General features: G+C 48.6%; 14 protein-coding genes. 8 read left to right on the top strand and 6 right to left on the bottom strand.

The window, feature by feature from the left end; translation table 11 throughout:
• Window positions 1-1211: 1211 nt before the first annotated feature.
• The 3 genes from WC980_10580 to WC980_10570 all read left to right on the top strand — a co-directional run bounded on the left by WC980_10580 (window position 1212) and on the right by WC980_10570 (window position 2870).
• The gene (locus WC980_10580) at window positions 1212-2000 is read left to right on the top strand and encodes a hypothetical protein (protein ID MFA5795495.1); all 789 of its coding nucleotides are present in this window, start codon (window positions 1212-1214) and stop codon (window positions 1998-2000) included.
• Between the two features lie 32 nt (window positions 2001-2032).
• On the top strand, window positions 2033-2275 hold the full coding sequence (locus WC980_10575; protein ID MFA5795494.1) for a hypothetical protein: 243 nt from the start codon (window positions 2033-2035) through the stop codon (window positions 2273-2275).
• 118 nt (window positions 2276-2393) lie between these two features.
• Window positions 2394-2870: an isoprenylcysteine carboxylmethyltransferase family protein gene (locus WC980_10570; GenBank protein ID MFA5795493.1), complete on the top strand. Its 477-nt coding sequence runs from the start codon at window positions 2394-2396 to the stop codon at window positions 2868-2870.
• Window positions 2871-2949: 79 nt separating this feature from the next.
• Here the strand turns inward: WC980_10570 and WC980_10565 are convergent, their stop codons facing one another.
• Both WC980_10565 and WC980_10560 read right to left on the bottom strand, forming a co-directional pair.
• The gene (locus WC980_10565) at window positions 2950-3123 is read right to left on the bottom strand and encodes a type II toxin-antitoxin system HicA family toxin (protein ID MFA5795492.1); all 174 of its coding nucleotides are present in this window, start codon (window positions 3121-3123) and stop codon (window positions 2950-2952) included.
• A gap of 34 nt (window positions 3124-3157) precedes the next feature.
• Window positions 3158-3388, bottom strand: a complete 231-nt coding sequence (locus WC980_10560) for a type II toxin-antitoxin system HicB family antitoxin (GenBank protein MFA5795491.1) — start codon at window positions 3386-3388, stop codon at window positions 3158-3160.
• Window positions 3389-3685: 297 nt separating this feature from the next.
• On the opposite strand from WC980_10560, the gene WC980_10555 reads away from it, so the two are divergent.
• Together WC980_10555 and WC980_10550 are read left to right on the top strand one after the other, a co-directional pair.
• Window positions 3686-4447, top strand: a complete 762-nt coding sequence (locus WC980_10555) for a methyltransferase domain-containing protein (GenBank protein ID MFA5795490.1) — start codon at window positions 3686-3688, stop codon at window positions 4445-4447.
• A 146-nt stretch (window positions 4448-4593) separates the two neighbouring features.
• Window positions 4594-5850 carry a hypothetical protein gene (locus WC980_10550; GenBank protein MFA5795489.1) on the top strand — a complete coding sequence of 419 codons (1257 nt, stop codon included), beginning with the start codon at window positions 4594-4596 and terminating at the stop codon, window positions 5848-5850.
• 202 nt (window positions 5851-6052) lie between these two features.
• Here the strand turns inward: WC980_10550 and WC980_10545 are convergent, their stop codons facing one another.
• From WC980_10545 to WC980_10530, 4 genes are read right to left on the bottom strand one after another with little or no spacing between them, the layout of a single operon-like run.
• Window positions 6053-6655: a hypothetical protein gene (locus tag WC980_10545; protein ID MFA5795488.1), complete on the bottom strand. Its 603-nt coding sequence runs from the start codon at window positions 6653-6655 to the stop codon at window positions 6053-6055.
• Window positions 6656-6701: 46 nt separating this feature from the next.
• A complete protein-coding gene (locus WC980_10540; protein ID MFA5795487.1) occupies window positions 6702-8543 on the bottom strand; it encodes a hypothetical protein in 1842 nt (613 codons plus the stop codon).
• Window positions 8544-8573: 30 nt separating this feature from the next.
• Window positions 8574-9128: a hypothetical protein gene (locus WC980_10535; GenBank protein ID MFA5795486.1), complete on the bottom strand. Its 555-nt coding sequence runs from the start codon at window positions 9126-9128 to the stop codon at window positions 8574-8576.
• A 37-nt stretch (window positions 9129-9165) separates the two neighbouring features.
• Window positions 9166-10533 carry a HEAT repeat domain-containing protein gene (locus WC980_10530; protein MFA5795485.1) on the bottom strand — a complete coding sequence of 456 codons (1368 nt, stop codon included), beginning with the start codon at window positions 10531-10533 and terminating at the stop codon, window positions 9166-9168.
• Window positions 10534-10643: 110 nt separating this feature from the next.
• Here WC980_10530 and polA point away from each other — a divergent pair, with 110 nt between their 5' ends.
• From polA to WC980_10515, 3 genes are all read left to right on the top strand, one after another.
• Window positions 10644-13310: a DNA polymerase I gene (gene polA / locus WC980_10525; protein MFA5795484.1), complete on the top strand. Its 2667-nt coding sequence runs from the start codon at window positions 10644-10646 to the stop codon at window positions 13308-13310.
• 305 nt (window positions 13311-13615) lie between these two features.
• Entirely contained in the window at window positions 13616-24931 is an 11316-nt protein-coding gene (locus WC980_10520; GenBank protein MFA5795483.1) for a DUF2341 domain-containing protein, read from the top strand.
• A 19-nt stretch (window positions 24932-24950) separates the two neighbouring features.
• A partial coding sequence (locus tag WC980_10515; GenBank protein ID MFA5795482.1) for a fibronectin type III domain-containing protein occupies window positions 24951-25808 on the top strand: 858 nt, incomplete at its 3' end.

The raw sequence follows: 25808 nt of genomic DNA, 5'->3' as shown, positions 1-25808 counted from the left end.
AAGGCAAGGTGTTAAAAACGAAACGTTAAATCGTAGAAAGAAAGTAAATAGTAGAAGATTTTCAGGAGTCGGAAATGCAACTTAGTTTTAACCCCTTAAAACTATCACTTGCGCTGAAGACGTACAGTTAAACCAAAATAGTTAGGTATCTGAACTGTAATAATCGGGGTAGAAATAACATTATTTACACCTTTGTGATAAAACTCCATTTTTCCAACCCTCATCCGGATTTTGATCACCTTCCTTCGTGCTTCGTCCCTGGTAAACGGACTGAGGCCGCGTTATACTGCGGTCCCAGGTGTATAAAAATCGATGGACTACGCTACGGGACGGTATCCAATATAATAGATTCGTTCCTCACTATAAATAGGGGAGTAGTATCCCGTATCTGATGATGGTATATCCCGTGTCCCGGTGGGTATATCCTCCGGATTGGCCAAGCCTATCTCTTAATCACCCGTGGTTATCTCCGGTACTATATTTCATTGCCCCTGGTTTCACCAGTCTATCCGTATTCTGGCAGGGCAGGGGAGGAAATAATTTCCATTCGGCTCTTGGTCAATTCAGTAAGCAATACAGGTATGATGTCTAAGACATACCTTTCATAGGCCTATAATATATCTATTATCCATACACTGGTAAGATATATAACATTAACAGCACGACTAGATACCATATAGCGCCTGGGTATAAGATGTCAGGGTAACCTATGTAAGACGTGCACTGATATCCTATATGACGTATGCCTGAGGGGGGTATGCCATCCCCCCCTCCCCTCAACGTTATGTAGTGGTTTGATGTATGGCATACCACCACAGGTTGTATATCATTAGGGCAATGACTGAGTAATATAAGTCCGGACGCTGTATAATATACAGGATACGGATATATGAATAATAGATAGTAGTATGTGCTATACTCACTACTACTCTTGCATATAACCCATCCCTCATTGGCATATACTACCCAAACTCTTTTAATAAATTATTTGACATATTCTTATTTTTCGCCTATATTGGGTTCAGAAACCCGGGCAAGAGGTGTCATAACGCTGTATGAACTTACAGTCTAAGGTGCCATCCCGATGCTAGGATGCTACGCTATCCCGCCATAGCGGGATTCATCGGGATCTAAGTCGCTATAACGCCCTCCCGTCCCCGAAGGCATTCGGGGTCGGGAATGGCTAACAGCGACTAAGAGGAGTAACTTATATGAAAGTGCTTACCGAAGTAGTATTCTCAATCAAACCGCTCTCAGAGGTCCCGCCGGAGATAGCTAAGCGGTGGCTGGACGATACCAGCGCCAGCGCCGAGGTGATGAACAACCGGCGCAAGGCCAAGATAAAAAACCGCGGCGATTACGAGAATCTCATCTCCGAGATATCCAGCCAGAAGTACCGTTCCTATGTCGACCCTAATTTTATCAGCCGGACCGGGCTTAACAAAAGCGAGATAACGGCCAAGCATTACAAGAATTGCTCGGACGGTTACGACAAATACAACAACAAGCTGGACTACGTCTACGAAACGGTGGACGGCGTGCCGGCCAAGCGTTACAAAGAGCGGGTAGCCCGGGCGGCGGCCAACTACGGCGCTGGCGTGGCCAAGAAACTTCTGTCATTCACCGGCACCAAGGCCAGAGGCCTGGGACCGGCGGCCATGGCGCCCAAGTGGCTGGACGGCGATAACAGCCTCAGGGCCGGCGACGCCTTCGAGATTATCAAGGGCTCGGCGGTAGTGGTGCCTAAGCCGGGACTGCGCTCGGCATTCCGGGCCGCATTGGAACCCAAGCTGATTTACTCCGGCGCGGCCATCATCCGGGGCGATTTCCAGGCCGACGTCGTCCTTCGCCATAACGACGAAATCAATATGCTTATGAACGCCATGGCCAATCCGGCCTTAAACCTGGTGCCGTTTGCCACCGGCGGCGATTCTCACGTGGACTATATGGTCAACGACGCCGGCGTGTTCTTGCTTCATATCAAGGTCACCCAGAAATAAGCCACGGATTAACACGGATGAAGAAAGATGTTATGAAACGAAAGAAAACTAGAAAAACTAAAAGTGCTTCTAAATTAACATTTGATGATGCGATGTCGGCAGCCGAATTCCTGGTTAAAAGAGAACACTACCCGGATAAACCATGCAAGGAATGCAAGAAAACACTACAGTTGCTTAAGAAAGTTAAGAAACAACTGGATGATTCCGCGATAGGTAATAACCTGGTGTGGCACGCATTTAATGGTGTTCGGGCTTTATATATACCGCCTAAATAATATCTAAACTCGCGCCGTGGGCGGGACAAACCCAGAATAGTATAACCGGCTGTGCGCCCAGAGTTCTTTGAATTATATCAGTGCTTTTCAGTGTCTTCAGTGGTTAAAGACGAAAGCTATGAAAGAGAATAACGGAGAACATCCGCTGGGGGATGCCGGGCAAATACTATTAGGTCTTGTATTTATGGCGCTCTGGTCGGTGGATTCGTTTGTTCTGAAGCTATCAATCTTCCTTTCCGGTAGTGTCCCGGTTTATATCCGAATCATCATCGCCCTCATTTTAGCAATGACGGCCATAGTCTTATTCCTGAAAGGGCATATTGTAGTCAGGGATAAGGTCAGGCCGGTAACCGTAATCAGCACCGGCATATTCAAATACGTCCGGCATCCGTTATACCTGGCTAGTTTGCTGTTTTTCCTGAGGTTGGTTGCTTTCTCGTTATCCATCCTGTCTTTGGGGTTATGGATAGTGATTTTTCTGTTCTACAATTATATCGCCGGTTATGAGGAGCAGGTAATGGCCGACAAGTTCGGCGCCGCATACCAAGACTACAAGAAACGGACCGGCAAATGGCTGCCTAAGCTGACCTCGTAATAGTTTGCAAAACCGCTGGGAATATTGATTTTAATCTTACCACGAAGGCACGGAATAGGGCGGGATGTAGAATGCGGGGTTATCTCAGTTCGTCTCGGCTAATGCCGGCCTGTTTTAAGATAGACATCAGCGTGCCGACCGGAATATCTTTTCTGTGGAAAGGCACAACAACTCTTTTGCGGCTTTCGGGTTGAAGATAAACCATATGACTTCCGGAAGTGTGGTCTAAAACAAAACCATGCTGAACCAGGATTCTAATGACTTTATGAGGCGTCAGCTAAGGGAGTTTAGACATATTGAATGTTCAGTGTTCCTTCCAGGACCTCTGAATCGTCTAATATCGGCTCGTGGTGCTTTTTCATACTGTGCAGATAAGCGGCTATGGCGTCTTTGGCCATTTTCTTAGCTTCAGCCATTGTTTTACCGTAAGTGACGCATCCCGGCAGGGTAGGCACAATTACCGTGTAACCGCCCTCGGGTTCGGGCCTTAACAAAATCCGGTATGATAATTCTTTCATATTGTAGTCTCCTAATTACGTTATTATTAATACCAGATATGGAGTGAATGCCAAGCAAAATTCGCGTCCGGATAGAAATTAAGGTTCGCCGGTGATAGTCGCGTATTTTATGGATTTAATCTGTGTACTTCGAAAATACTCAGGATAAATAATCCGTGGCCAGGTTTGGCTTGACATATCCATACGCGTTTGGTATTCAATACTTTTATAGCATTTATCATAAGTAATAAAAGATGGTAAGCCGCTTACTTCCGAGTCCCAAAAGCAGTTGATTGTTTGCCGTAAGGAATGTTAATTATGAAAAAGCATAATGATGGCCAACCCGAATTTGATTTTAAGGCGGTGTTCGACCCCAAGGATTACCTTTATTTCTACGGAGGCTTGACCGAGGAGAAAAGTCGGGGCGAGGTGGAATTCCTGACCAAAGAACTGGCTCTAACACGCCCGATGCGGATACTGGACCTGGCTTGCGGCCATGGTAGGCATTCCAATCTGCTGGCTGAGCAGGGGCATGAGGTTACCGGGGTAGATATCACGCCGGGATTCCTGGCCCTGGCCCGGAAAGAGGCCCGGCGCAAAGGCGTAGAGGTGAATTATCTCCGCGGTGATATGCGCAAGATTGCCTTCCGCAACGAGTTTGACCGGGTGTTGGTACTCTTTACGGCATTCGGTTATTTTGACGATGAAACTAATTTTAAGGTGCTCCGTAACATCGCCCGCGCCCTTAAGCCGGGCGGGAGGTTCGTTTTTGATACGATTAACCGTGATTGTTTGTTGAAGAATTTCCGGTCCTGTAACGTGGAGCAGAAGGGTGATGATTTGATGATTGGCCGGGTTTCCTTTGATAGCATTACCGGCCGGCTTTACAACAAACGGATTATTATCAGAGACGGCAAGCGCAAGGATGCGCCGTTTTTTGTCCGGCTCTATACCGTGCCGGAAATAAAGGAATTACTGGCTAAGGTTGGGTTGAAACTGGATAAGTTATACGGCAACTGGCAGAGTGCTCCGCTCACAATGGATACGTTCAGAATGATAGTTATTGCCCGGAAGAAGTAACGGATAGGTTTATATGAAGTTGGTGATTCCAGACGTTAGATACAAGGATTCCTTTTTGGAAGCCATGGCCGAGCCTCAGGCCAATGACAGAATTTGATAGTCAATGTTTTAATAGCATTTATCATAAGTAATAAAAGGAGTTATTTATGGCCAAGAAGATATTTTTGATAGTCGCAAATCTGGCGCTTATTGTTCTGATAATCATAATTTTCTCAATGAAGAAAACCATTGAATCAACCAGGGCCGAGCTTAAGGATAGTACACGCAAGTATGAGTCCATTACAGTAGAAAATAAGCAACTTTTGATCAAGGCGGCTTCGTTGGAGCAGAAGGTGGCGCAATTACAAGTTTTCGAATTGGAATCGGCGCGGCATAAAGCAGGCGATACGGGAGGTTCTGCGCCGGCGACATCAGGAACCGGGGCTGTCCAGGTATCGCAAGCTTCATCCGGTGGAGTACAGCCGGCAGACTCGCGCCTGGCCCAGGCACGGCAATTAGGCAAGATACTGGCTCTGGTAGACCCCGAGGCGATGGAGAATGGCTCGCCCAGCCCTGAAACCTTGAGGCAATTTGCCGAATTACTGAAGATTATGGCTGATTTGGGGATGTCTTTTCCTGATCGCCGTGGGCAGCAGGATAATTTTTTATCCAAGCTGGAAGGAAGACAAATACTGGCTAATATAGTAATCGGGGCGTTTGAGGAGCTGAAAAAACCCTTAAGCGGGATACAAATCAGCCAGTATGAGAAGGCTCTGGAAAAGTTATCCGCATTGTCCGGTTCGGAGCAGGCCACGGCCACCGAGGGGCTGATCGCCCGCATTCAGAACTCAGAAGCCATAGAATCCGTCAGCAAGGAAATCAAGAGCGTGTTTACCGAGGAGCAGCAGAAACTTCTTGACAAGGAAACCTTAAGAGAGCCGTTTGGCATAATACCGGAAACGGATACTTATGTTTATTCGCATATTGAGGACGTTAAGGATGCAGGCAAGGTCAGTGATGAAATCCTGGAGAAATGGTATGACTCGTTATCTTCTCCTGCAGAAGCGGATAAGGATGTTCTTAAGCCTCTGTCAGAGCAGTATGTGCGGGATTATATTGTCCTGCGCAATTCACTGGAAGGGCGCTATGGCAAAAACGTTATGGATGCGTATCTGAGCAGGAATAAGACTTCAGCAGCGCCATCAACAGCGCCGTCCGAAGGAGGGAATGAGAATAACCCCGGATTATTGAAGAATTACCGGGAAAGTCCGGAATATACCAATGCGGTTAAGGCGATGAATATAGAATTTCTGCAACTGATTAACCGGTATGATAAGGAAATCTCCAGCCGGATAGGCAGTGACCGGGCATCTTCGCTGATGAAAAGAGAGGGGCAGATAACCCATTTTCCGAATGTTAATTAACCGGAGGGCACATAAGTAAGCAGATTGAGCTGATTAAACTGATTTAATTAATTCCGTTTTAACCACGAGTAAACACTGATGTTATTTACAGGGACTGAACGAGACTCTTAAAAGACAGTAAATATTTGTTATATATTTTATCAAGTCTTGTAAAAGTCTCTTAAAAGTCCTTATTGCTATGGTGGATTGAGCGGTGGGGCGCTTACTCACACCGGGCGCAGGATATATACTCAAGGTCCCGGTTAGATACAAACGAATAAATCGGCACCGGATACTTGATGCTGAAGTTGCCGAGTTGGCTGAGTTCGGTCCTGTCGGTGGTATTCAGCAGAACCACAATCCCTTTTATCTTGCACTTCGAGGTGGAAGACAGGGTATTGACGATGTCGGTGATAGTGATAGCCTCGCGGAGCAAGTCGTGGACTATCAGGACCTCGTCCTTGTCGGTCAGCTTGCCGAACATCTTGGGCCCGACCTTTGACGTGTCCGGATTCTCGGACCAGATTATCATATCTTTCTTGAGCAGGTCGCACACCTGGCTGATTATCGGGATGGAGCCGAACGAGTAATTGATGGTGACGGTGTCGGTGGCCAGTATCTTGGAGATGGTAAAGAGGCCGTCCACCTCGGTGGCAATGAATTCTTTCACCTTGGCGATGACTTTAGACTTGATGATGAGGTCCTGCCAGAGGGCATCGAAGTTGTAATACTCGGTTTTGGGGTCGTAGAAACCGGCGATTTCCTTTTCAATCCCGGTCACCTTCCGTGCGAACTTCAGGGCCAGTTTTCCGTATATCTCACTCATGGGTGTAGTCTAGTAAAATTACGGATAATGTCAATAATATTTTTACTTACCGGGGCGACCAGCAGGGTTTATGGCCGCCGCTTTCGTCGGAAATCTTGTATTCCTGCCCGGAGCCGTCGGACCGGGCGATGTAGAATTCCTGATCGCGTTTGAAGCAGACCCACTGTCCGTCCGGCGACCAGGACGGGAAATCCTCCTGCTCCTTGGTCTTGGTGATCCGGACCAGGTCGGTGCCGTCCGGGTTGATGGCGCAGACATCGTCGCTGAAATGGCCGTCCTTGGACACGATGAACAACATCCGGTCGCCGTAGGGCGCCCAGCAAATCTGCTTGCGCTGAACCTTGTCCTGGTAAACGGTCTTTTGGCCGGAACCGTCGCGGTTGACAAGGCAGAGCGACAGCGGTTCGCCGAAATCCGACTGGCCGATAAAGGCGAGGGTCTTACCGTCCGGCGACCAGGCCGGTAAGGCGTCCCAGTTGCCCGAGGTTAGCTTGCGGGTCTGGCCGGTGGCCACCTCGACCGTGAAGATATTCCATTTATTCTCCTTTAGGGCCGAATAGGCTATTTCCGTGCCGTCCGGCGACCAGCTCAGTTCCGAATTGGATGCCTCGGCGTTTTCGGTAATCTGTCTCAGTCCCGTGCCGTTGGCGTTGACCACGCATATCTCGGTTTTGCCGAAGTTGACGGTGACAGAACCGTCCGGGCTGGTGTCGCGCTTGGTAGGCGTATTTTTGAAGGCAATCTTGGAACCGTCGGCCGACCAGATCGGGTCGCTGTTACGGCCTTCTTTGTCGGTGACCATTACCTGGTTGGAACCGTCGGCGTTGACCACGTGTATTTTCTCGTCCGAACCCATCTTGCTGCCATCAAAAGCGATCTGGCGTCCGTCCGGCGACCAGGCGAATGATTCCTTAAACCCGCCGGTCTTGCTGACCGCCTTGGGCTTGGTGCCGTCGGCGTTGATGACGTGGATTTCATACTCGCCGGTGCGGTTATCGATAAAGGCTATTTTACCGGGTACGCCCTGGAGCGCCGGGTCGCGCCTTTTAGGTTCTTTGACGTCGCCGGCCTTCCAGCTTTCTTCTACCACCTGCCACTGTCCGCCTTCAAGCTTCATGGTAATGGTAGCGAATGACGCGCCGACAAAGGTAGTGCCTTTGGCGTAGATGATGGCGGTGGTGCTGTCTTCATCCTCGACATCTGTGATGGTGACGCTGGCGGGCATAAAGCCTTTTATCATGGCCAGCTTCTCCTTGGGACTGTCCTCGAGTTCTTTCCACTTATCTGGCTGAACGTATTTTTTTAGTTCGGTGACATTGCCGTCCATAATCGCCTTGCGGTAGTTCTCGTAGGCCAGCACGGCGGCGTGCTTGGAGTAATCCTGGACCGGTTTTTCGGCCGACTGCTTGACAGGCTGGGCCGGTTTGTCCTTGTCCGGCGGCTTGTTCCTGCTGGCCGGCTGTATTTCCGGGCTGGACGGAGACGGCCGGACCGGCGAGGGCGGGGCAGCCTGGCCTTCCCATGATTCAAAATCGACCTTCCATTCATTTTTTTCGCAGTACATGGTTATGGTGCCGGAGATATTGCCGTTCTTGACCAGCAGGACGGCTTTCCGGCCGCTGGTGGATTGGCCGATATGTTCCACTTCGGCCGGGCGGGACTGCCGGAGCGCGGCCAGCTTTTTGTCCGCGTCCTTTTCCCACTCGGTCAGCCTGGAACTGCGGATGAGCTTCTTGACGGACTCGAGGTCGTTAGACTGAATGGCCTTGAGATAGCTGTTATACGCGGCCTCCGGGGAGGCGGCGTCTGCGGCAATCACGAACAACCGGGGCAGGGCCAGTATGGCGGTTATGAGAATGAGAGTCAGACTAATCCGGAGCAGCTTCATAAAGCCTCCTTTTTGGCGGGGTGAATATCATTAAGAAACGAACGAATATATCGGCACCGGGTAACCGACATTAAAACTGCCTATCTGTGACAGCTCGGTTGCATCGGTGGTGTTAATCAGGATGACGATGCCTTTGATTTTGCACCGGCGGGCGGCGATGGTGTTGACCACATCTTTTATGGTAATGGCTCCGCGCAACAGGTCGTGGACGATGAGGACCCGGTCATTTTTATTGAGTTTGCCGAAGACCCGGTGCGGGTCGACGTCGGCGTTATCGCTTTCGCTCCAGATGAGCAGGTCTTTGCCGAGCCGTTCGGCCACCGAGCTGATAACCGGCACCGTGCCGAATGAGAAATTAACCGTGACCGTATCGGTGGCGACTATTTTATTGATGCCATTCAGTCCGCGGACGTTCCGGGACAGGTATTTGGCAAGCTGGGCGACGGTCCGGGATTTTATGCGGTTGTCCTGCCAGAGCGCGTCGAAGTTATAGTATTCTGTTTTGGGTGCGTAGAAAGAGCCGATAGGGCGTCCGAGGATTTTCTGAGCGAACTTGACAGCCAGTTTTTTATAGCTCAAACTCATAAGGGCACTATAACCGTGGATAAATATTTGTCAACAATTATTTGACCTCGGCCTTTTTCAGGGCGGACTTGGCCCGGTCCTTTTCCTCGTCCGGGCTGTTATCGCAGGCGAACCTGATATCGGCAACGCAGGATTTGTCGAGCTTGTCCCGGGCGCCCAGCTCAATCAGCGCGATAGCCGCCCAGCCGCGCTCGAAGGATGACTGATGCTGGTGGTCGTTGGCAATAACTAAAATGGCAGGGATGGCTTCCGTATCACCCAGCAGGGCCAGTGCTTTGACTACGGACGACTGGAATGATTTGAAATAGACGCGGCTGAAAGTAATCCGGACCGAATCGGAAAAGCACCAGCCGCCCTTGAGGAAATCCCTGAGCTTGGGCGCGGCCTCGAGCGCTCCGATTTTACCCAGGGCCCAGGCGGCCTCGGAGTTGACGTCCAGGCTTTTGTCCTTGAGCAGTTCAATCAGCTTGCCGATGGCTTCCTTGGCGTTGAGTTTGCCCAATGAGCGGGCGGCCTCGGCCACCAGAAAGCGGTCCTGGTAGTTGAGGAGGTCCATGAGCACGGGTATGGCTTCCTTGGCGCCCAGGTCGCCCAGAGAAGCGGCCGCGCCCTGGCGGGCGTTGCGCGTGCCGAACTGGAGCAGTTTCAATAATTCCGGGATAGCCTCCTTGGCGCCGAGCCGGCCCAGGGCCCGGGCCGGGGTAAAGCGGACCTCGTCGTCCTCTTCGCTGATGCGCTTGATTATTTCAGGAATGGCTTCCTTGGCGTTAAGTTTGGACAGGGCGTAGGCGGCGGCGTGGCTGATGACCGGTTCGGTGTCCTTAAGCGCCTTGATAAGTTCCGGCACGGTTTCCTTGGCGCCGATGTTGGCCAGGGCGTATATGGCCGACTGGCGGACGAAGGTATGCGAATTTTTAGAGAAGCGGGTGATATCCGGAATAGCTTCCTTGGCGCACATAAAACCCAGGGTCGAGATGGCCAGGCAGCGGACGTTGATGTCCTCGTGCTTGGTCAGTTTGAGCAGTTCCGGTATTTTATCGCGGGCGTTAACCTGAGCCAGGGCCGAGCTGGCCGAGAACGAGGTGGTCGCGGTTTTGTCGGCCAGCAGATTGATGAGCTGAGGCGCGGCTTCCTTGGCACCCAGGTTGCCCAAAGCATCGATGGCCGATTCGCGCACATCGCGGTCCCAATCGTTGAGGAGCTCGATGATTTTGGGGATGGCTTCGCGGTGGCCGACGGAGCCGAGGTTCGAGGTTGCCTGTGAACGCGCTTTCGAGTCCTTACTGGCCAACATCTCCATGCGTTTCTTGGTGAATGAATCAGGCGATGGGTCTTTATCGGCCGGGTGGGCCAGACCGGATAATATCAGGCATCCGGTAACGGTTATGGCGCGAAACAGTTTCATTCCATTAACTCCGGATAGATGTTTGCAAACGGCGGCTGTTTTGTCAAGCTAAATAATCCGCTATGCTTTTTGGTTGACAAAGAGTATGGTTATGGCAAGATGTCGGCCAAATGAAATTCTACCTGATTGATGGGAGCTCTTATATCTACCGGGCGTTCTACGCCATCCGGAGCCTTTCCAATTCCAAGGGCATGCCGACCAACGCCATCTACGGGTTCGTAACCATGCTGCTTAAAATAGTGCGCGACGTCAAGCCGGATTACCTGGCTATTGCCTTTGACGCCAAAGGGCCGACCTTCCGGGAGGATATGTACAAGGAATACAAGGCCAACCGCCCGGATATGCCGGATGAGCTCAAGCCGCAGATACCATACATAAAGAAACTGACCGAGGCGTTCAACATCCCGATGCTGGAAAAACAGGGGTATGAAGCGGATGACGTCATCGGGACATTGGTCAAGTTTGCCAATGAACACAAACTGGAAACGATAATAGTCACCGGTGATAAGGACCTGATGCAGCTGGTTTCGGATAAGGTGATGCTCTGGGATACCATGAAGGACAAGAAGACCGGCGTGGCCGAGGTCAAGGAGCGGTTCGGCGTAGGTCCGGCCGGCGTGCCGGATGTCTTCGGGCTGATGGGCGACACTTCAGATAATATCCCGGGCGTGCCCGGCATCGGCGAGAAGACGGCGGTCGACCTGATAAAGGAATTCGGTTCGTTGGAGGAAATATTAAAATCTCCGGACAAGGTCAAGAAGGAAAAGCTCAGGGATAACCTGACCAGGTTTGCCGACCAGGCCCGGCTAAGTAAGGAACTGGCCACGATTAAGATTGATGTGCCGATAAAAGTCGGGATTGAGGAGCTGAAGTTCAAGCCTTATGATTTGGATAAGCTCAGGGAATTATTCACCGAACTGGAGTTTTCCAAGTTCCTCAAGGACTTGACGCCGGTCAAGTCGCTTTCCTACGACGATTACCACCTGATAAACAATGACAAGGACTTCGCCCGGCTGATAGATCGGGTAAAGAAATCACGTGAGTTTGCCGTTGACGTAGAAACCACGTCTTTAGACACTTTGCTGGCTGAGCTGGTCGGGATTTCCATATCGCTCAAGGAGCACGAGGCTTATTATATTCCTTTGCGGCACGAAACCAAAGAGAATCAGCTGCCGGTGAAAGAGGTTATTGCCGCGCTAAAGCCGATACTGGAAGACAACAAACATCTCAAAATCGGGCAGAATATCAAGTATGATATGCTGGTGTTCCGGCAGGAGGGCGTGAATATCGCGGAACCAATTTCTGACACGATGGTGGCTTCGTACCTGCTCAATCCTAATAAGCACAATCATAACCTGGAAGAGATTTCACGCGAACACCTGGGGCATCAGATGATTACATACAAGGATGTGGTCGGCACCGGGCAGAAGGAGATCACCTTCGATAAGGTCGAGGTCGAGAAGGCCAAGGTCTATTCGGCCGAGGACGCTGACGTGACATTCCTGTCCCACCAGAAACTGATGCCCTTGCTGAAAGAGGAAAAGCTGGACAAGCTCTACTCGGAAATGGAGCTGCCGCTGATATATGTTCTGGCCGACCTAGAGCGGAACGGCGTCAAGATAGACACTGTTTTCCTGAAAGAGTTGTCCGAGGAATTCGAGAAGCGCTTGGACAAGATAAAACTAAAGGCGTATGAATTGGCTGGCGAGGAGTTTAATCTAGACTCACCCAAGCAACTCCAGGTTATTCTTTACGAGAAGCTCGGTCTTTCCAAAGGCAAGAAGATTAAGACCGGTTTTTCCACGGACAGCGACGCTTTGGCTAAGCTGGCCAACGAGCACGATCTGCCGGAGAAGTTATTGCAATACCGAACCCTAGCCAAGCTGAAGAATACTTATATAGATGCATTGCCGGAATTAGTCAATGCTAAAACCAAGAGACTGCATACATCGTTTAACCAGACCGTGACCGCCACCGGGCGGTTGTCATCATCCGATCCGAACCTGCAGAATATACCGGTCAGGACAGAAGAGGGGCGCAAAATCAGGCAGGCGTTCATCCCCGAAAAAGGGTGTGTATTGGTCAGTGCTGACTACTCGCAGATTGAATTAAGACTGTTGGCCCATTTCTCAAAGGATAAGGTGCTGATTGATGCCTTTGAGCATAACCAGGATATTCACTCCCGGACGGCTTGTGAGATATTCAACCAAACCGAGGATATGGTCAGCGAGGACATGCGGAGGTTGGCCAAGACGATTAATTTCGGTATTATTTACGGGATGTCGGCGCACGGGTTGGCCATGCAGTTGGGTATGAGCCATTCGTTGGCCCAGTCTTATATCGACCATTATTTCCAAAAATATCCCAAGGTAAAGGATTATTTTGAAGCGGCTTTGGCTCAGGCCAGGAAAGACGGATACGTAACGACTTTAATGGGGCGAAAGAGGCCTTTGCTGGAGATTAACAGCGCTAATGCAACAGTGCGCGGATTTGCCGAAAGGGCGGCCATTAATGCTCCTTTGCAAGGCACGGCGGCTGATATTATGAAACTGGCTATGATAAAGGTTTATAACCGACTTAGAGAAGGTAAATTCAACGCTCAAATGACCATTCAGGTGCATGATGAACTGGTGTTTGAGGTTGCGTCAGACGAGTTAATGGACTTTGTCAAGGTAGTACGGCAGGATATGGAGAATGTCATCGAGCTGGATGTGCCGCTTAAGGTGGATATCTCCAAAGGACCGAATTGGGCGGATATGACCCTGATTAAGGAATAACATCATTTCTGGAATAAAATAGCCTCCAAAACAGCATAAAATAAGTATTTTTATTGTTACAAAAATGTAACAATCACAGGTGTAAATTACGACAAGGTAACGCTAAAAACAAGCTCAGATTTTAGTGGTTAGGTAACAATGCATTACTTCGTGCTAATACCATTAAAACTCAATAATTACAGGGTTTATAGGGGTATTATCGATTAATCAGGCAAACCTATTTATCTTATCTTTGGCACGCTATTTGCTCTTAATTTATAGTGTATTTAACTTGACAAAATTGAGGTGAAAACTAAGGTAAATATATGCCTGACAATAGGAACGGATACCTCAAAATAGTCCTTATTTTGCTGTTTGCCGCTGGCATACTCAGCTATGGCGGTTTTTGCCAGGATGAGGCGAATAAAGTAATTACAGGCAGCAGTATCATCCCGCAGAATCCTTCAAACCTTGTGGCAACGGTTATATCTGATTCGGAGATTGATTTGGCATGGTCTGATAACTCGCCTAATGAAGGTGGATTCATAATAGAGCGAAAAACTTCGCAGACAGCTACTTTTCAGGTTCTGGCTACAGTTACGTCAAATGTCACGACCTATGCTGACACAAATGTTGCTGAATTAACCAATTATTTTTACCGGGTAACGGCATTTAACGCGGTCGGGCAAAGCGACCCGTCAAACGAAGTAGCCTTGGTCGCGCCCTGGACCATCGTCACTATTGACAGCCAGGATAACACCGGTAATTATCCGTCAATGGGGATGGATAACAATAATAAGCTGCATATCGCTTATTATGATGCTACTAAGTCAGATTTAAAGTATGCGACTAATATTTCCGGGACATGGGCAACTGAAATAATAGACGGTCTTAATAGTAATACGGGTGATTTCCCGTCATTAGCCATTGATAATTCCGGCAAGGTTCATATCAGTTATTTTGACCAGGCAAGCTCTTATCTGAAATATGCAACTAATATTTCAGGGTTATGGCAAACCAGTACGGTCGATTACGGCAGCTCAGCGGGTTTTTATACTTCTATCGCGGTTGATTCCAACGGCAAGGCGCATATAAGTTATTTTGATAGCGTGGCCAGCGCGGTAAAATACGCAACCAATGCAACCGGCTCATGGGCTATTACCACCGTTGATTCGGCCGGATATACCGGTCTGTATACTTCGATTACTCTGGACCGAAACAATAAAGTGCACATAAGCTATTATGATCAAACCAACGGCGACCTGAAGTATGCCAGCAACTATTCCGGTTCGTGGGTGATGTCAACAATAGACAGTGCCGGCGATGTGGGTTACTTTACCGATATTGCGCATGATGCTCTGAATAAGATTCATATTGTTTATTATGACCGTTCAAATGGGGACTTGAAGTATGCCACGAACAAGTCCGGGGTTTGGGTGACGTCGAGCCTGGACATGGCTGGGGATGTCGGGAAATATCCTTCGATTACTCTTGATGGAAATAATACTATCAATGTTTGCTATCAGGACGTGACTAATCTGAAACTTAAATACCTCAGGGAAAATGGCGGTGCCTATCAGATCGTAACTGTTGATGATAACGGCGAGAACAACTCCATAGTTATCGGTCCGACCGGAGTTCATATTGCTTATTTTGACGGCAGGAACCGGGACTTGAAATATGCATCAAATTCCAATGTGCTATGGCAGGTGATGTATCCGCCGTCTGAACTGACGGCAACAGGGATTTCCCCGACTCAGATAGACTTGGTTTGGAAAGATAATTCCAATAATGAAAACGGGTTCAGTATCGAAAGGCGACGTGCGGATGAAAGCTCATTCATTGAAATAGCCACAGTAATTACAGATACGACTTCGTTTTCGGATATCGGCCTGAATCCGGCAACTTTCTATTATTATAGAGTAAAAGGATTTGATGGGCCCAGTCAGACGATATATTCGAATGAGGTAAGTACCAGAACCAAGTACAACAGTCCGGGTACACCGGTACTGGTTTCGCCGGGCGATGGGGCAGAAGCCATCGCGATTAACCCTGTGTTTACGTGGGTGGCCACGACTGATACCTTATTCTACAAACTTCAGGTGGGCATAACACCGGTTTTATCCATAACTGTTTTGGATCAGAGTAATCTTACGCGTACGTCATATGCATATACCCAAACACTTAACCGGTTTACTACTTATTACTGGTGGGTCAAATCGATAAACCTGGATAGCGAAAGCAGTTGGTCAACAGTCTATAGCTTTACTACGATATTGAGCGTGCCGACTCTTTCCAACCCCGGAAATAATGCCACGTTGGTATCTGTCAATCCGTCACTTAACTGGAATTTGATTAATGGGGCTGATTCATACGATATCCAGTTGGCTAATGATTCGTTATTCTCGTCACCAACCGTATTCACTTCGACTTCGGCATCATATGCGCCGTTAAATTTAAACCTAGAAACTCTTTATTATTGGCGCGTACGGGCGGCAAGAAATAACCAATCCGGAGAATGGTCAACGCCATACGGTTTTACGACGATTATGGCTGCACCATCCGTACCGGCTCTTGTTTCGCCGGTTGATAACGCGGTGGCCATACCTCCGGCCGGCGCATTGTTTACGTGGAATGCCGTGACAGCAGCTGTAACTTATAATTTACAAGTGGCTTCGGATTTCGGATTTAGCAGTCTTGTCATAAATCAGAGCGGTATTTCAACGACCAGTACACTGATATCCACTCTTCAGGGGGCGTCGACATACTACTGGCGGGTGGCAGCGGTCAATCCGGGCGGCACCAGCGCTTGGTCAACCAGTCGGTTATTTTCGACGATGATTACGACGCCAAGCTTATTGTTACCGACAAACAATGCCGAAACGGTTTCATTGATGCCGACTTTGTCGTGGTCAAGCTCAAGCTACGCGACCGCATACAATGTTCAAGTGGCAGGCGATAGTAATTTTTCGGCTTTGATTGTTGACCTGGTCGGACTTGTCAGTACCATATATCAAACCAGCCAGCTGGCATATAATACCTCTTATTATTGGAGGGTTCAAGCCGGACGGACGGGAGAGACGACAGGCTGGTCGGCTCCGTATAAATTTACGACCTTGCTTGCTAAACCAAATCCGGTTACCCCGACTCATAGTTCTTCAATGATTCAGGTTAATCCGACTTTTAGTTGGACGTCTGTAGCGGGCGCGGCAAGCTACACCTTGCAAGTCTCAAACGCAATAGATTTTTTAAGCACGATAGTTAATCAAGGTTCCATAACCAGTATATCGTATCAGGCATCAGGATTGAATTATTACAATAGTTATTACTGGCGGGTTAAAGCCGTTGGGGTGAATAATAGCAGTGACTGGTCATCGATATCGCAATTTAGCACCACGCTAACTTCCCCCGGATTGATTTCGCCGACCAATAACGCCACCTGTATGCCTACCACAATGAACATAACCTGGGGAATTGTAAACGGAGCTTCATCATACACGATTTATTTTTCCGCCAACCAGGATTTTAGCACCTACTCAATATATACATCAACCGGAACATCTTGTCTGGTTGGAGGATTGAATACTTCGACAGTTTATTATTGGAAGGTTAGGGCAGATAATAATGATGGTTCGAGTGGATGGTCAGAAGTACGGCACTTTACGACTCAGCCACCATTACCGGCGCAAACGACATTAGTATCGCCTGTTGATGAGGCAACTCGAATATCTACTGATCCGGTTATGAAATGGAATGCCTCGGAATTTTCATTGACATATTCAATGCAGGTGTCCACGGATTCACAATTTAATAATTTAGTATTGAATACGGACAACCTGGTCGGAACCACCAAAGCAATAAGTGGTCTTAACACCAATACTGTTTATTATTGGCGACTAAGGGGTGTAGGCAGTGAAGGTATCGGCTCGTGGTCAGACACCTGGTCTTTTACGACTATCCCGGCAACTCCCGCTCAGCCGGTATTGTTGACTCCGGTTACCGGGATTACCGGCATAGCATTGCCGGTAACATTTACCTGGCAGGTCTCAAGCAACGCTTCCAGCTATCATCTGAAGGTTTCTGACAGTATGCTTTTTACCAATCTTTTGATAGACCGGCCCGGGATAACGGAAACTATGTATGCGCCGCCGGATGGAATTCTCAACTGGGGTGGTATTTATTACTGGCAGCTTCAGGCAGCGGGTAATACCGGAGAATTGAGCGACTGGTCAACTGTCGGTAGTTTCAGGGTTATCGGAGTTCCTTTATTGAATTCCCCTGTGAGCGGAACGCTTATTTCAGACGGTAGTGTTTTGCTTACCTGGACACCGGCTAACGATAATTCTTTGTTCCGAGTGCAGTTGAGCAAGGATCCCGGTTTTTCGACTATATTCAGCGACCAAACCAATATGGCCGGCACTTCTTATACGGCCAGCAACTTGGTCAGGTTTAATACCTATTACTGGAGGATCTGTGGCATAAATGTCAATGGAATTTCTGCCTGGTCTTCACCCTGGAGTATTACCAAGACACTTACAAATTCCGGCAATAACACCTGGGCGTATTATAGGCCCATAACCCTGACTAATTCAACAAGCACTCTAACTAATTACGCCGTAGCCATCAACCCATTTACTGATTCTAATTTTATTAATAACACCGGATTGGTCGGGAGTTGGCATTTTAGTGAGGAGTCAGGTAATTCTACAGCAGACATGTCCGGCTATAATAATATTGGAACGTTAGTTAGCGGCATAGACAGGGTTGCTGGCATATCCGGAAATGCTCTTCAATTTAACGGGGCCAGCAGTTATTTGATTGCTGGTTCGTCGTCAACCCTGGCGCCGTCTCAATTCACTCTCGAAAGCTGGTTTAATATGGCGGCAACGCCGGCGCCGTCTTCTTATATTATGTTTAGGCCCAACTGTTATTTTCTTGAGTTGTATCCGGGGACTTATGCCTTATGGTTGTATAATGGAACTTCTTACCAGGGTATAAATACCGGAAGTTTTGCGCCGGCATTGGATACTTGGGTACATTTTGTCGCTACTTATGATGGAGCGACGGCAAAATTATATGTGAATGGCGTGGAGAAAGGCTCCGGGGTTTTAAGTTACACCCCATCGGCCACGCAACAATTAAGGTTCGGGGCATCAAATGTTCCGAGTAACTTTTTTAATGGCAACTTGGACGAGGTCCGTATTTACAACCGGGCTCTATTCCTGTCCGAAATTCAGTCCCGCTACAACGCTGGTTCCCCCAAGATTAGGCTGGACTACGCCGATGTTCGGTTTACCGATGCATCCGGGCTTGATTCCTTGCCGTACTGGCAGGAGTTAGATACAAGATTTTGGGTAAAAATCCCCTCATTACCTTCAGGCAACACCGGAATAAGGATGTATTACGGGAATAACCTGGCCGAGACTGAGAGTTCTTTAAATAACACCTTCGTTTGGAGCGATGATTTTAGCGGCAATACTCTTAATACGGATACTAAATGGGTCAAAAATGACAGCGGCGGATGGGTTTCGCAAAATGATAAACTGATATTTTCCGGCGGTTCTTCCACTTGGGGTAATCCTTCTATCTACAGCATGCAAACCTTTGGCCGAACTGATTCATTAATGCTGGAGTTCGATTACAAAGGAACATTCAGCGATTATAGCACGATGTTTGGTTGGAAAAATACGGGCACTGCGACTGATTATCCTAACTTAATATACGGATTTTATTCTAATGCTTCGGGGACTGATGATATTTTTGAAGAAGGAACTAACAGGGGCGATGTTGGCAAGAATTGGGTTTCAAATCAATATTACAAGATAAGAATGCCGGTCAAGACCGGAGGCGGTTGTAAATATCAAATGTCGGTTAATGGCGGGAACAGCTGGATAACCTGGTATGATTCCACGTATTCCTTAGAGGCTAATCTAAGGGTGGCAATTATTCATCATCATAACTCATTCGAAATAGATAATCTGCGTGTCCGTAAGTATGTTTCAAGCGAGCCGTCATCAACAACCGGTTCTCAGGAGTTCAATCTGTCTATCCCCGTGAATTTTATTGCCAATGTTGTTTCAACATCAAGAATTGACCTGTCCTGGCAAGATTTTATGGTTAATGAAGACGGTTTCAAGATAGAGCGTTCGCTGGACGGAGTCAATTACTCTGTCTTGGCGAATGTGAATGCCAATACGACTTCGTATTCCGATGCCGGATTGAATTCGGGTACGGCATACTATTATAGAATCAAAGCTTACAGGTTTACCGGTGGAGATGGTGCGGCTACCGTAGCTACTGCTTCGACAGTGATTCCTGTCGCACCATCAAACCTGATAACCACAACGGTCCGTTCGTCTGCCATAACAATGAATTGGGCGGATAACTCTAATAACGAGGCTGGATTTGAGGTTTGGCGTTCTGTAGACGGGGTCAACTACACCCTGCTTGCCACTCTTGCCCGCAATACTACTTCATACACCGATAGCGGGCTTTTGATGGCTGCTTCATATGCTTACCGTATCAGCGCCTATAATGGTATCGGCAGGAGTGATTACTCTAATTTAATAATCGAAACTATTTTAGTCGTTGAAGCGACGGGTGGGACAGTTACTTATTTGGGTGATTACGCCATTAATACTTTTACTTCGAGCGGGACGTTTGCAATTACAGCTGGTGTTAATGCTCAAGTGCTTATGGTCGGCGGTGGCGGAGCCGGTGGTGGTAGGCATGGGGGTGGCGGCGGTGGCGGTGGTGTTTTGCATATGCCCAGCATAACTATTTCCCCGGGAAGTTATCCTATAGTTGTCGGGGCCGGAGCACCCACTAATACCGGAGGTACCGGCGTTGCCGGTGCGAATGGAAGTGATAGCACAGCTTTTAATGAAATAGCAAAAGGCGGTGGAGGCGGAGGGTCATATAGTGGTATAAATGGCATAGCCGGCGGCAGTGGCGGTGGTGCCGGCCATAGCGCCACTAACGGCGGCGCTGCAACCCAGGGCAATCCTGCATCGCATTCTGGAACTGGCTACGGAAATCTTGGCCCTAATAATCCCAGCGCTGGAAATGAAGCTTGCGGCGGCGGTGGTGCCGGGGCTCCCGGACAAGCATCAGTCGGAGAGTCTTACGGTGGCGCCGGTGGCGCGGGTATTCCTATTGCAATTTTGGGGGACACCTACTATTGGGGTGGCGGCGGTGGCGGTGGCGGATGGGAACAAGTGGCCGGTAATGGTGGCATCGGCGGTGGTGGTGGCGGTGGCTTTGCGAATACTACATACACTGATGCGAACTATGGGTTGGGTGGAGGTTCTGCTATAAATAGCGGTCAAGCTGGTTATCATGGCGATCCTGGTCCTGGTGGTCATGGCGGCGCCGGTGGCGCAAACACGGGTGGCGGTGGCGGCGGTTCCGGCCAAAATAACTGGAATGCTTATACCGGTAATGGCGGCGCTGGCGGTTCCGGCATTGTGATAGTAAAATATCTGACCCATTATGATTTTAATATAACCACGAATTTGATTGCTCAGGTTAGTTCTGAAACTTCTGTAAAACTAACCTGGCAGGATAACTCGCCCTGGGAAACCGGATTCAAAATTGAGCGTTCCCTGGATGGTATCGATTGGGTTCAAATTAATACCGTATTGGCTAATACCACAGTTTATACCGACACAAGCGTATCAGCCACCACAAACTATTATTACCGGGTCAGGTCTTATACCCCGCTTGTGAACCATCCGTATTCTAATACTGAACCAACCCGGACTTCGCTGCCTGCTGCGCCGGCTAACCTTATAACCACAACGGTTTCGTCATCTTTTATTACTATTCAGTGGAATGATGTTAGTAATGAGAACAGCTTTGAAGTCTGGCGAACCACGGATGGCACGAACTATAATCTTGCTGCGACGCTTAACCGCAATGTTATTTCTTATACCGACAATTCGGTAGTAATGGCAACCACATATGCTTATAAGGTTCGGGCGTATAATGGGATCGGCTATAGTAATTATTCCAATGTTATTTGCGATACAACTTCTGTTGTAAAGGCAACTGGCGGAACCGTCACAAATTCGGGTAATTATAAAACCCATACCTTTACTTCAAGCGGGACCTTTATAGTTATATCAGGTAACGGTAATGTTGAAGCTCTGGTGGTTGGTGGGGGTGGCGCCGGAGGCGGCAATGGAAGTGGTAATAATATTGGAGGAGGAGGAGGCGGCGGCGGCGGTGTAGTTTATAATCCATCGTTCCCTGTTACAGTTCAGTCATATTCTGTAACTGTTGGTGCTGGAGGAATAGGCACTACTGGAAACCCGACAAACGGCGGGAACAGCGTATTTAGCTCTCTGACTGCAATCGGCGGCGGTTATGGAGGTGGCTGGAACGGCAGCGCCTACTATTCAGCCAATTCGGGAGGATCCGGAGGTGGCGGTATTTATTCGTTGAATGCTGGTGCTTCAGGAACAACTGGCCAAGGTAATAGCGGAGGTAATGGGGCAACACCAATCAATTATCCGGGTGGCGGCGGCGGTGGTGCCGGGGCGGTCGGCCAAACAGCTCCCAATAATAATGCGGGAGGCAATGGAGGCATTGGCTTTTTATGTAATATTACTGGTTCTCCAATTTATTACGCCGGAGGAGGTGGTGGTGGACTTGGAGCTAGTGGAAATTCCGGAGTTTTTGGTGTTGGCGGAAATGGTGGAGGGGGTAATGGATCTGCAAGTTCTGTTGGTACAAATGGTACTCCTAATACTGGTGGTGGCGGGGGAGGTGCTGGCAATAACATGGGATCGCCTTATTCCAACGCTAAAGGTGGAGATGGTGGCTCAGGCATAGTTATTATTCGTTATCTGGCTTCAAGCGGTATTGTTGCCACAGGCGGGACAATTATGGAGCCTAATACAAAAATCCATACTTTTATCTCAAGCGGAACGCTGAATGTAACTAGTGGCGGGAATGTGGAAGTTTTGGTGGTGGCCGGCGGTGGCGGTGGGGGGATGGATATGGGCGGTGGCGGTGGCGGCGGAGGGGTGATATATAACCCATCCTATACGATTACCGCGGGAGTAATGAATATAACTGTTGGGGCCGGAGGAACCGGGGCCCCGGCAGCTGGTACTAACGGACAGCCCAGCGCTCATCAATATACCATCCCGGCTCAGAATGGCGGAAACTCAATTTTTGGAACGCTGACTGCCATAGGTGGTGGATTCGGAGGAAGTTCGTATCAAGGATATACGCCGGGTATTGCCGGAGGCAATGGCGGTTCGGGAGGCGGCTCAAGCGGATACAACGATACCGCTGCAACGTTTTATGGAGGAACTGGCACTGCAGGGCAGGGTTATAGGGGAGGGAATTCTACAGCGACCTACTATTCTGGAGGTGGCGGTGGCGCGGGAGGTCAAGGTACGGATTCACCTGCTCAACCAGATGGCGGCCCCGGAGTATTAAATTCTATTTTAGGGACTGCTTATTACTGGGGTGGCGGTGGCGGCGGGGCTTCATACTCCCTTTCGAATGGTGGTAATGGTGGTATCGGGGGCGGCGGCGGTGGGGCTGTCGGGACCACTACTGGCGGCGCTGGACTGAATAACGGTTCTCCTGGTGGTGGAGGTAGTCCCAATACTACCACCAATACACCTGGGGGTAATGCGGGCGCCAATACCGGTGGTGGCGGAGGGGGTGGTTCGCACTATAATGCTAATAACAGGGGTGGTAACGGTGGTTCTGGCATCGTAATAGTAAAATATTTTGATAGTGGTGATAACGTTACTACTAATTTAGTGGCAAAAGTAAATACAGTTGCCGAAATCGTACTAACCTGGCAGGATAATTCACCCAGTGAGAATGGATTTAAGGTTGAGCGTTCGCCTGACGGTAGTGCTTGGGCTCAGATTACTGATTTACCGGCTAATACAACGGTTTACACTGATACAGGCGTGTTCGGCGGAAATACCTATTATTATCGTGTTTACTCATATAATTTCCTGCTGAATCATCCATATTGCCAGATTGTAACAAGCACTATACCGGCTATCGCACCGTCGGGATTAATAACAAACACTGTTGGACCATATAATATAGTGCTACAATGGGTTGATAATTCTAATAACGAAACCGGATTTAAGTTAGAGCGCTCACTGAATGGTACTGATTGGACCGAACTTACCGCTATCTTGGTAGCCAATACAACCTCTCATAATGACGAAACTGGGTTAAGCAGAGACACTCAGTACTATTACCGCATCAGAGCGTATAATGGATTAGGAAACAGTTCTTATTCAAACACACTTTTAACAAGGACGCTTAATTTTACGTTCATAGGCAATGGTAAGGACGGCACTATTACTCTTGGAGCCGGTAACTGGCATACCACCAATTACGGTAATAACGGCGGGCAGCCTGAAGGATACACATCTTATATTAACAGCTCGGTCAGCGGCGGGACCACAACCATACCTGTGGTAGCTACTGCTGGATTCAATGCCACAGATGAAGTGCTTATTCATTTTGGACATAGCACCAATTCTACGACTAGGGATAATTACGCTGGGATGTATTATTTCACCAAGGTATCGAGCAAAACATCTTCTACTATTGTGGTTCAGGATGGTATACCTTGGGCTGTAAACTCAGCGAACGACCGGGTTCAGGTAACCCGGGTGCCGAATTACACCAATGTCACGATTAATGGTGTGGTAATTGGCAATGGTTGGGACTGGTATCAATATGGTATTGTTTGTTTTAAAGCCACTGGAACGGTAACGTTTAGCGGCAGTGGCAGTATAAACTATTCAAAGCTAGGCTACCAAACAACGTGGCTTGCGCCCGGAAGTGATACTGCTACCAATGCAACCCCTGGAACAGGATATAATTTTGGTTTAGGTACGCCCGGAGGAGGTGGTGGTGGAACGCATGGACATTACGGTGGATATGGTGTTGGAGGAAGCTCGACTAGTAGTGCTAGCTCTCTTTGGAAAAGTCGGGCAGCATTATTAGGTACTAACGATATGGGTACTCGTTCATATTTAGGGTCTTCTGGCGGATGGGGTGCCCAGAATCATGGTGGTAGTCAAGGAGATTCTAATCAAAGAGGTGGTTATGGTGGTGGTATAGTTTGGATTGGAGCTTATACTATTAATTTTAGTAATTTAACAGGTTGTATTCAAGCTAATGGTGAGGGTGGTAGAGGTATTCCTGGTAGTGGGTGGTGGGATGGTGGTGGAGGTGGGTCAGGTGGATCAGTTATAATTAAAGCATATACTATTCAAAATATGGCTGTTAATTCTCTTTCCGCAACAGGTGGTGGTGGTGCTGCTGTGGATAGTGGTGGTAGTGCTAGACATGGTGAGGATGGACAAATAACTAGGGGCGGCAACGGAGGAACTTATAATGCTGGTGGATCTGGATCTACTTCAGGCTCGGGTGGCGGTGGCGGTGGTCATAGCGGTGCTGGTGAAGCAGGGCAAGCAACTTATGGGGGAAGGGGTGGAACTGGAAACTCGCCTGGTGGGGCTGGGGGCGGAGGGGCCGGCAGGATACGTATAGATTATCATACTGTAAATGGAACGGTTTTCAATGGCTTGGTTCCAATACCAACTCAGGCACCAACAGTTGGTTATGCGATAGACGCTAATTATTAATAATTATAATCAGGAAACGATGATGAAACACGATCGTATCTACATAAAACTGAGCGTGATGCTATTAATCGGCATAGCCATGCTTAGTTACGGCGGCTTCTGCCAGGATGAGGCTGCAAAGGTAATAACCGGCAGCAGCAGCGTGGCGCCGGAAACGCCATCAGGCCTTACGGCTGTGGTGTCATCGCAGACGCGTATAATCTTGTCCTGGACGGACAACTCCGCTAATGAGGATGGATTCAATATCCAGCGTAAGGTCGGAGCATCCGGGACCTATCAGGCATGGGCAAGTTTACCCGCTAATACGACGGCCTATTCGGATACGGCCATTTCAGAGGCCAATATCTACTATTATCGAGTATCAGCTTTTAACCAGTCGGGAGAAAGCGGATACTCCAATGAAGCCAATACCGGCACGATATGGACGATTAATACCATTGACACTACGGGCAATGTGGGTGGATTCACCTCAATCGGTGTGGACGGTAACGGCAAGACGCATATCAGCTATTACGATTATACCAATAGCGACTTGAAATACGCCACTAACGCCTCCGGCAGCTGGTATACTAAACCTATTGATACCATAGGTGAAGTTGGCGAATTCTCTTCCATAGTCATTGATCATAATAATATTGTTCACATTTCATATTATGATAGGACCAACACCAATCTTAAGTATGCTAATAATGCAGGCGGGAATTGGCAGAATTACACCATAGACAGCGATGGAGACAACGGATTTTACTCGGCCATAGCGGTGGATTTGGCGGACAAGGTGCATATTTCGTATTACAACAGCACCTCCAGCGACCTTAAATACGCCACCAACGCTTCGGGCAGTTGGCAGACCTATACGGTGGATTCAGCCGGGCAG

This window comes from Candidatus Brocadiia bacterium, assembly GCA_041658285.1.
Lineage (GTDB): Bacteria > Planctomycetota > MHYJ01 > JACQXL01 > JACQXL01 > JBBAAP01.
Note: the sequence above shows the minus strand (reverse complement) of the source record. Positions and strands in the feature narration are given on the sequence as shown.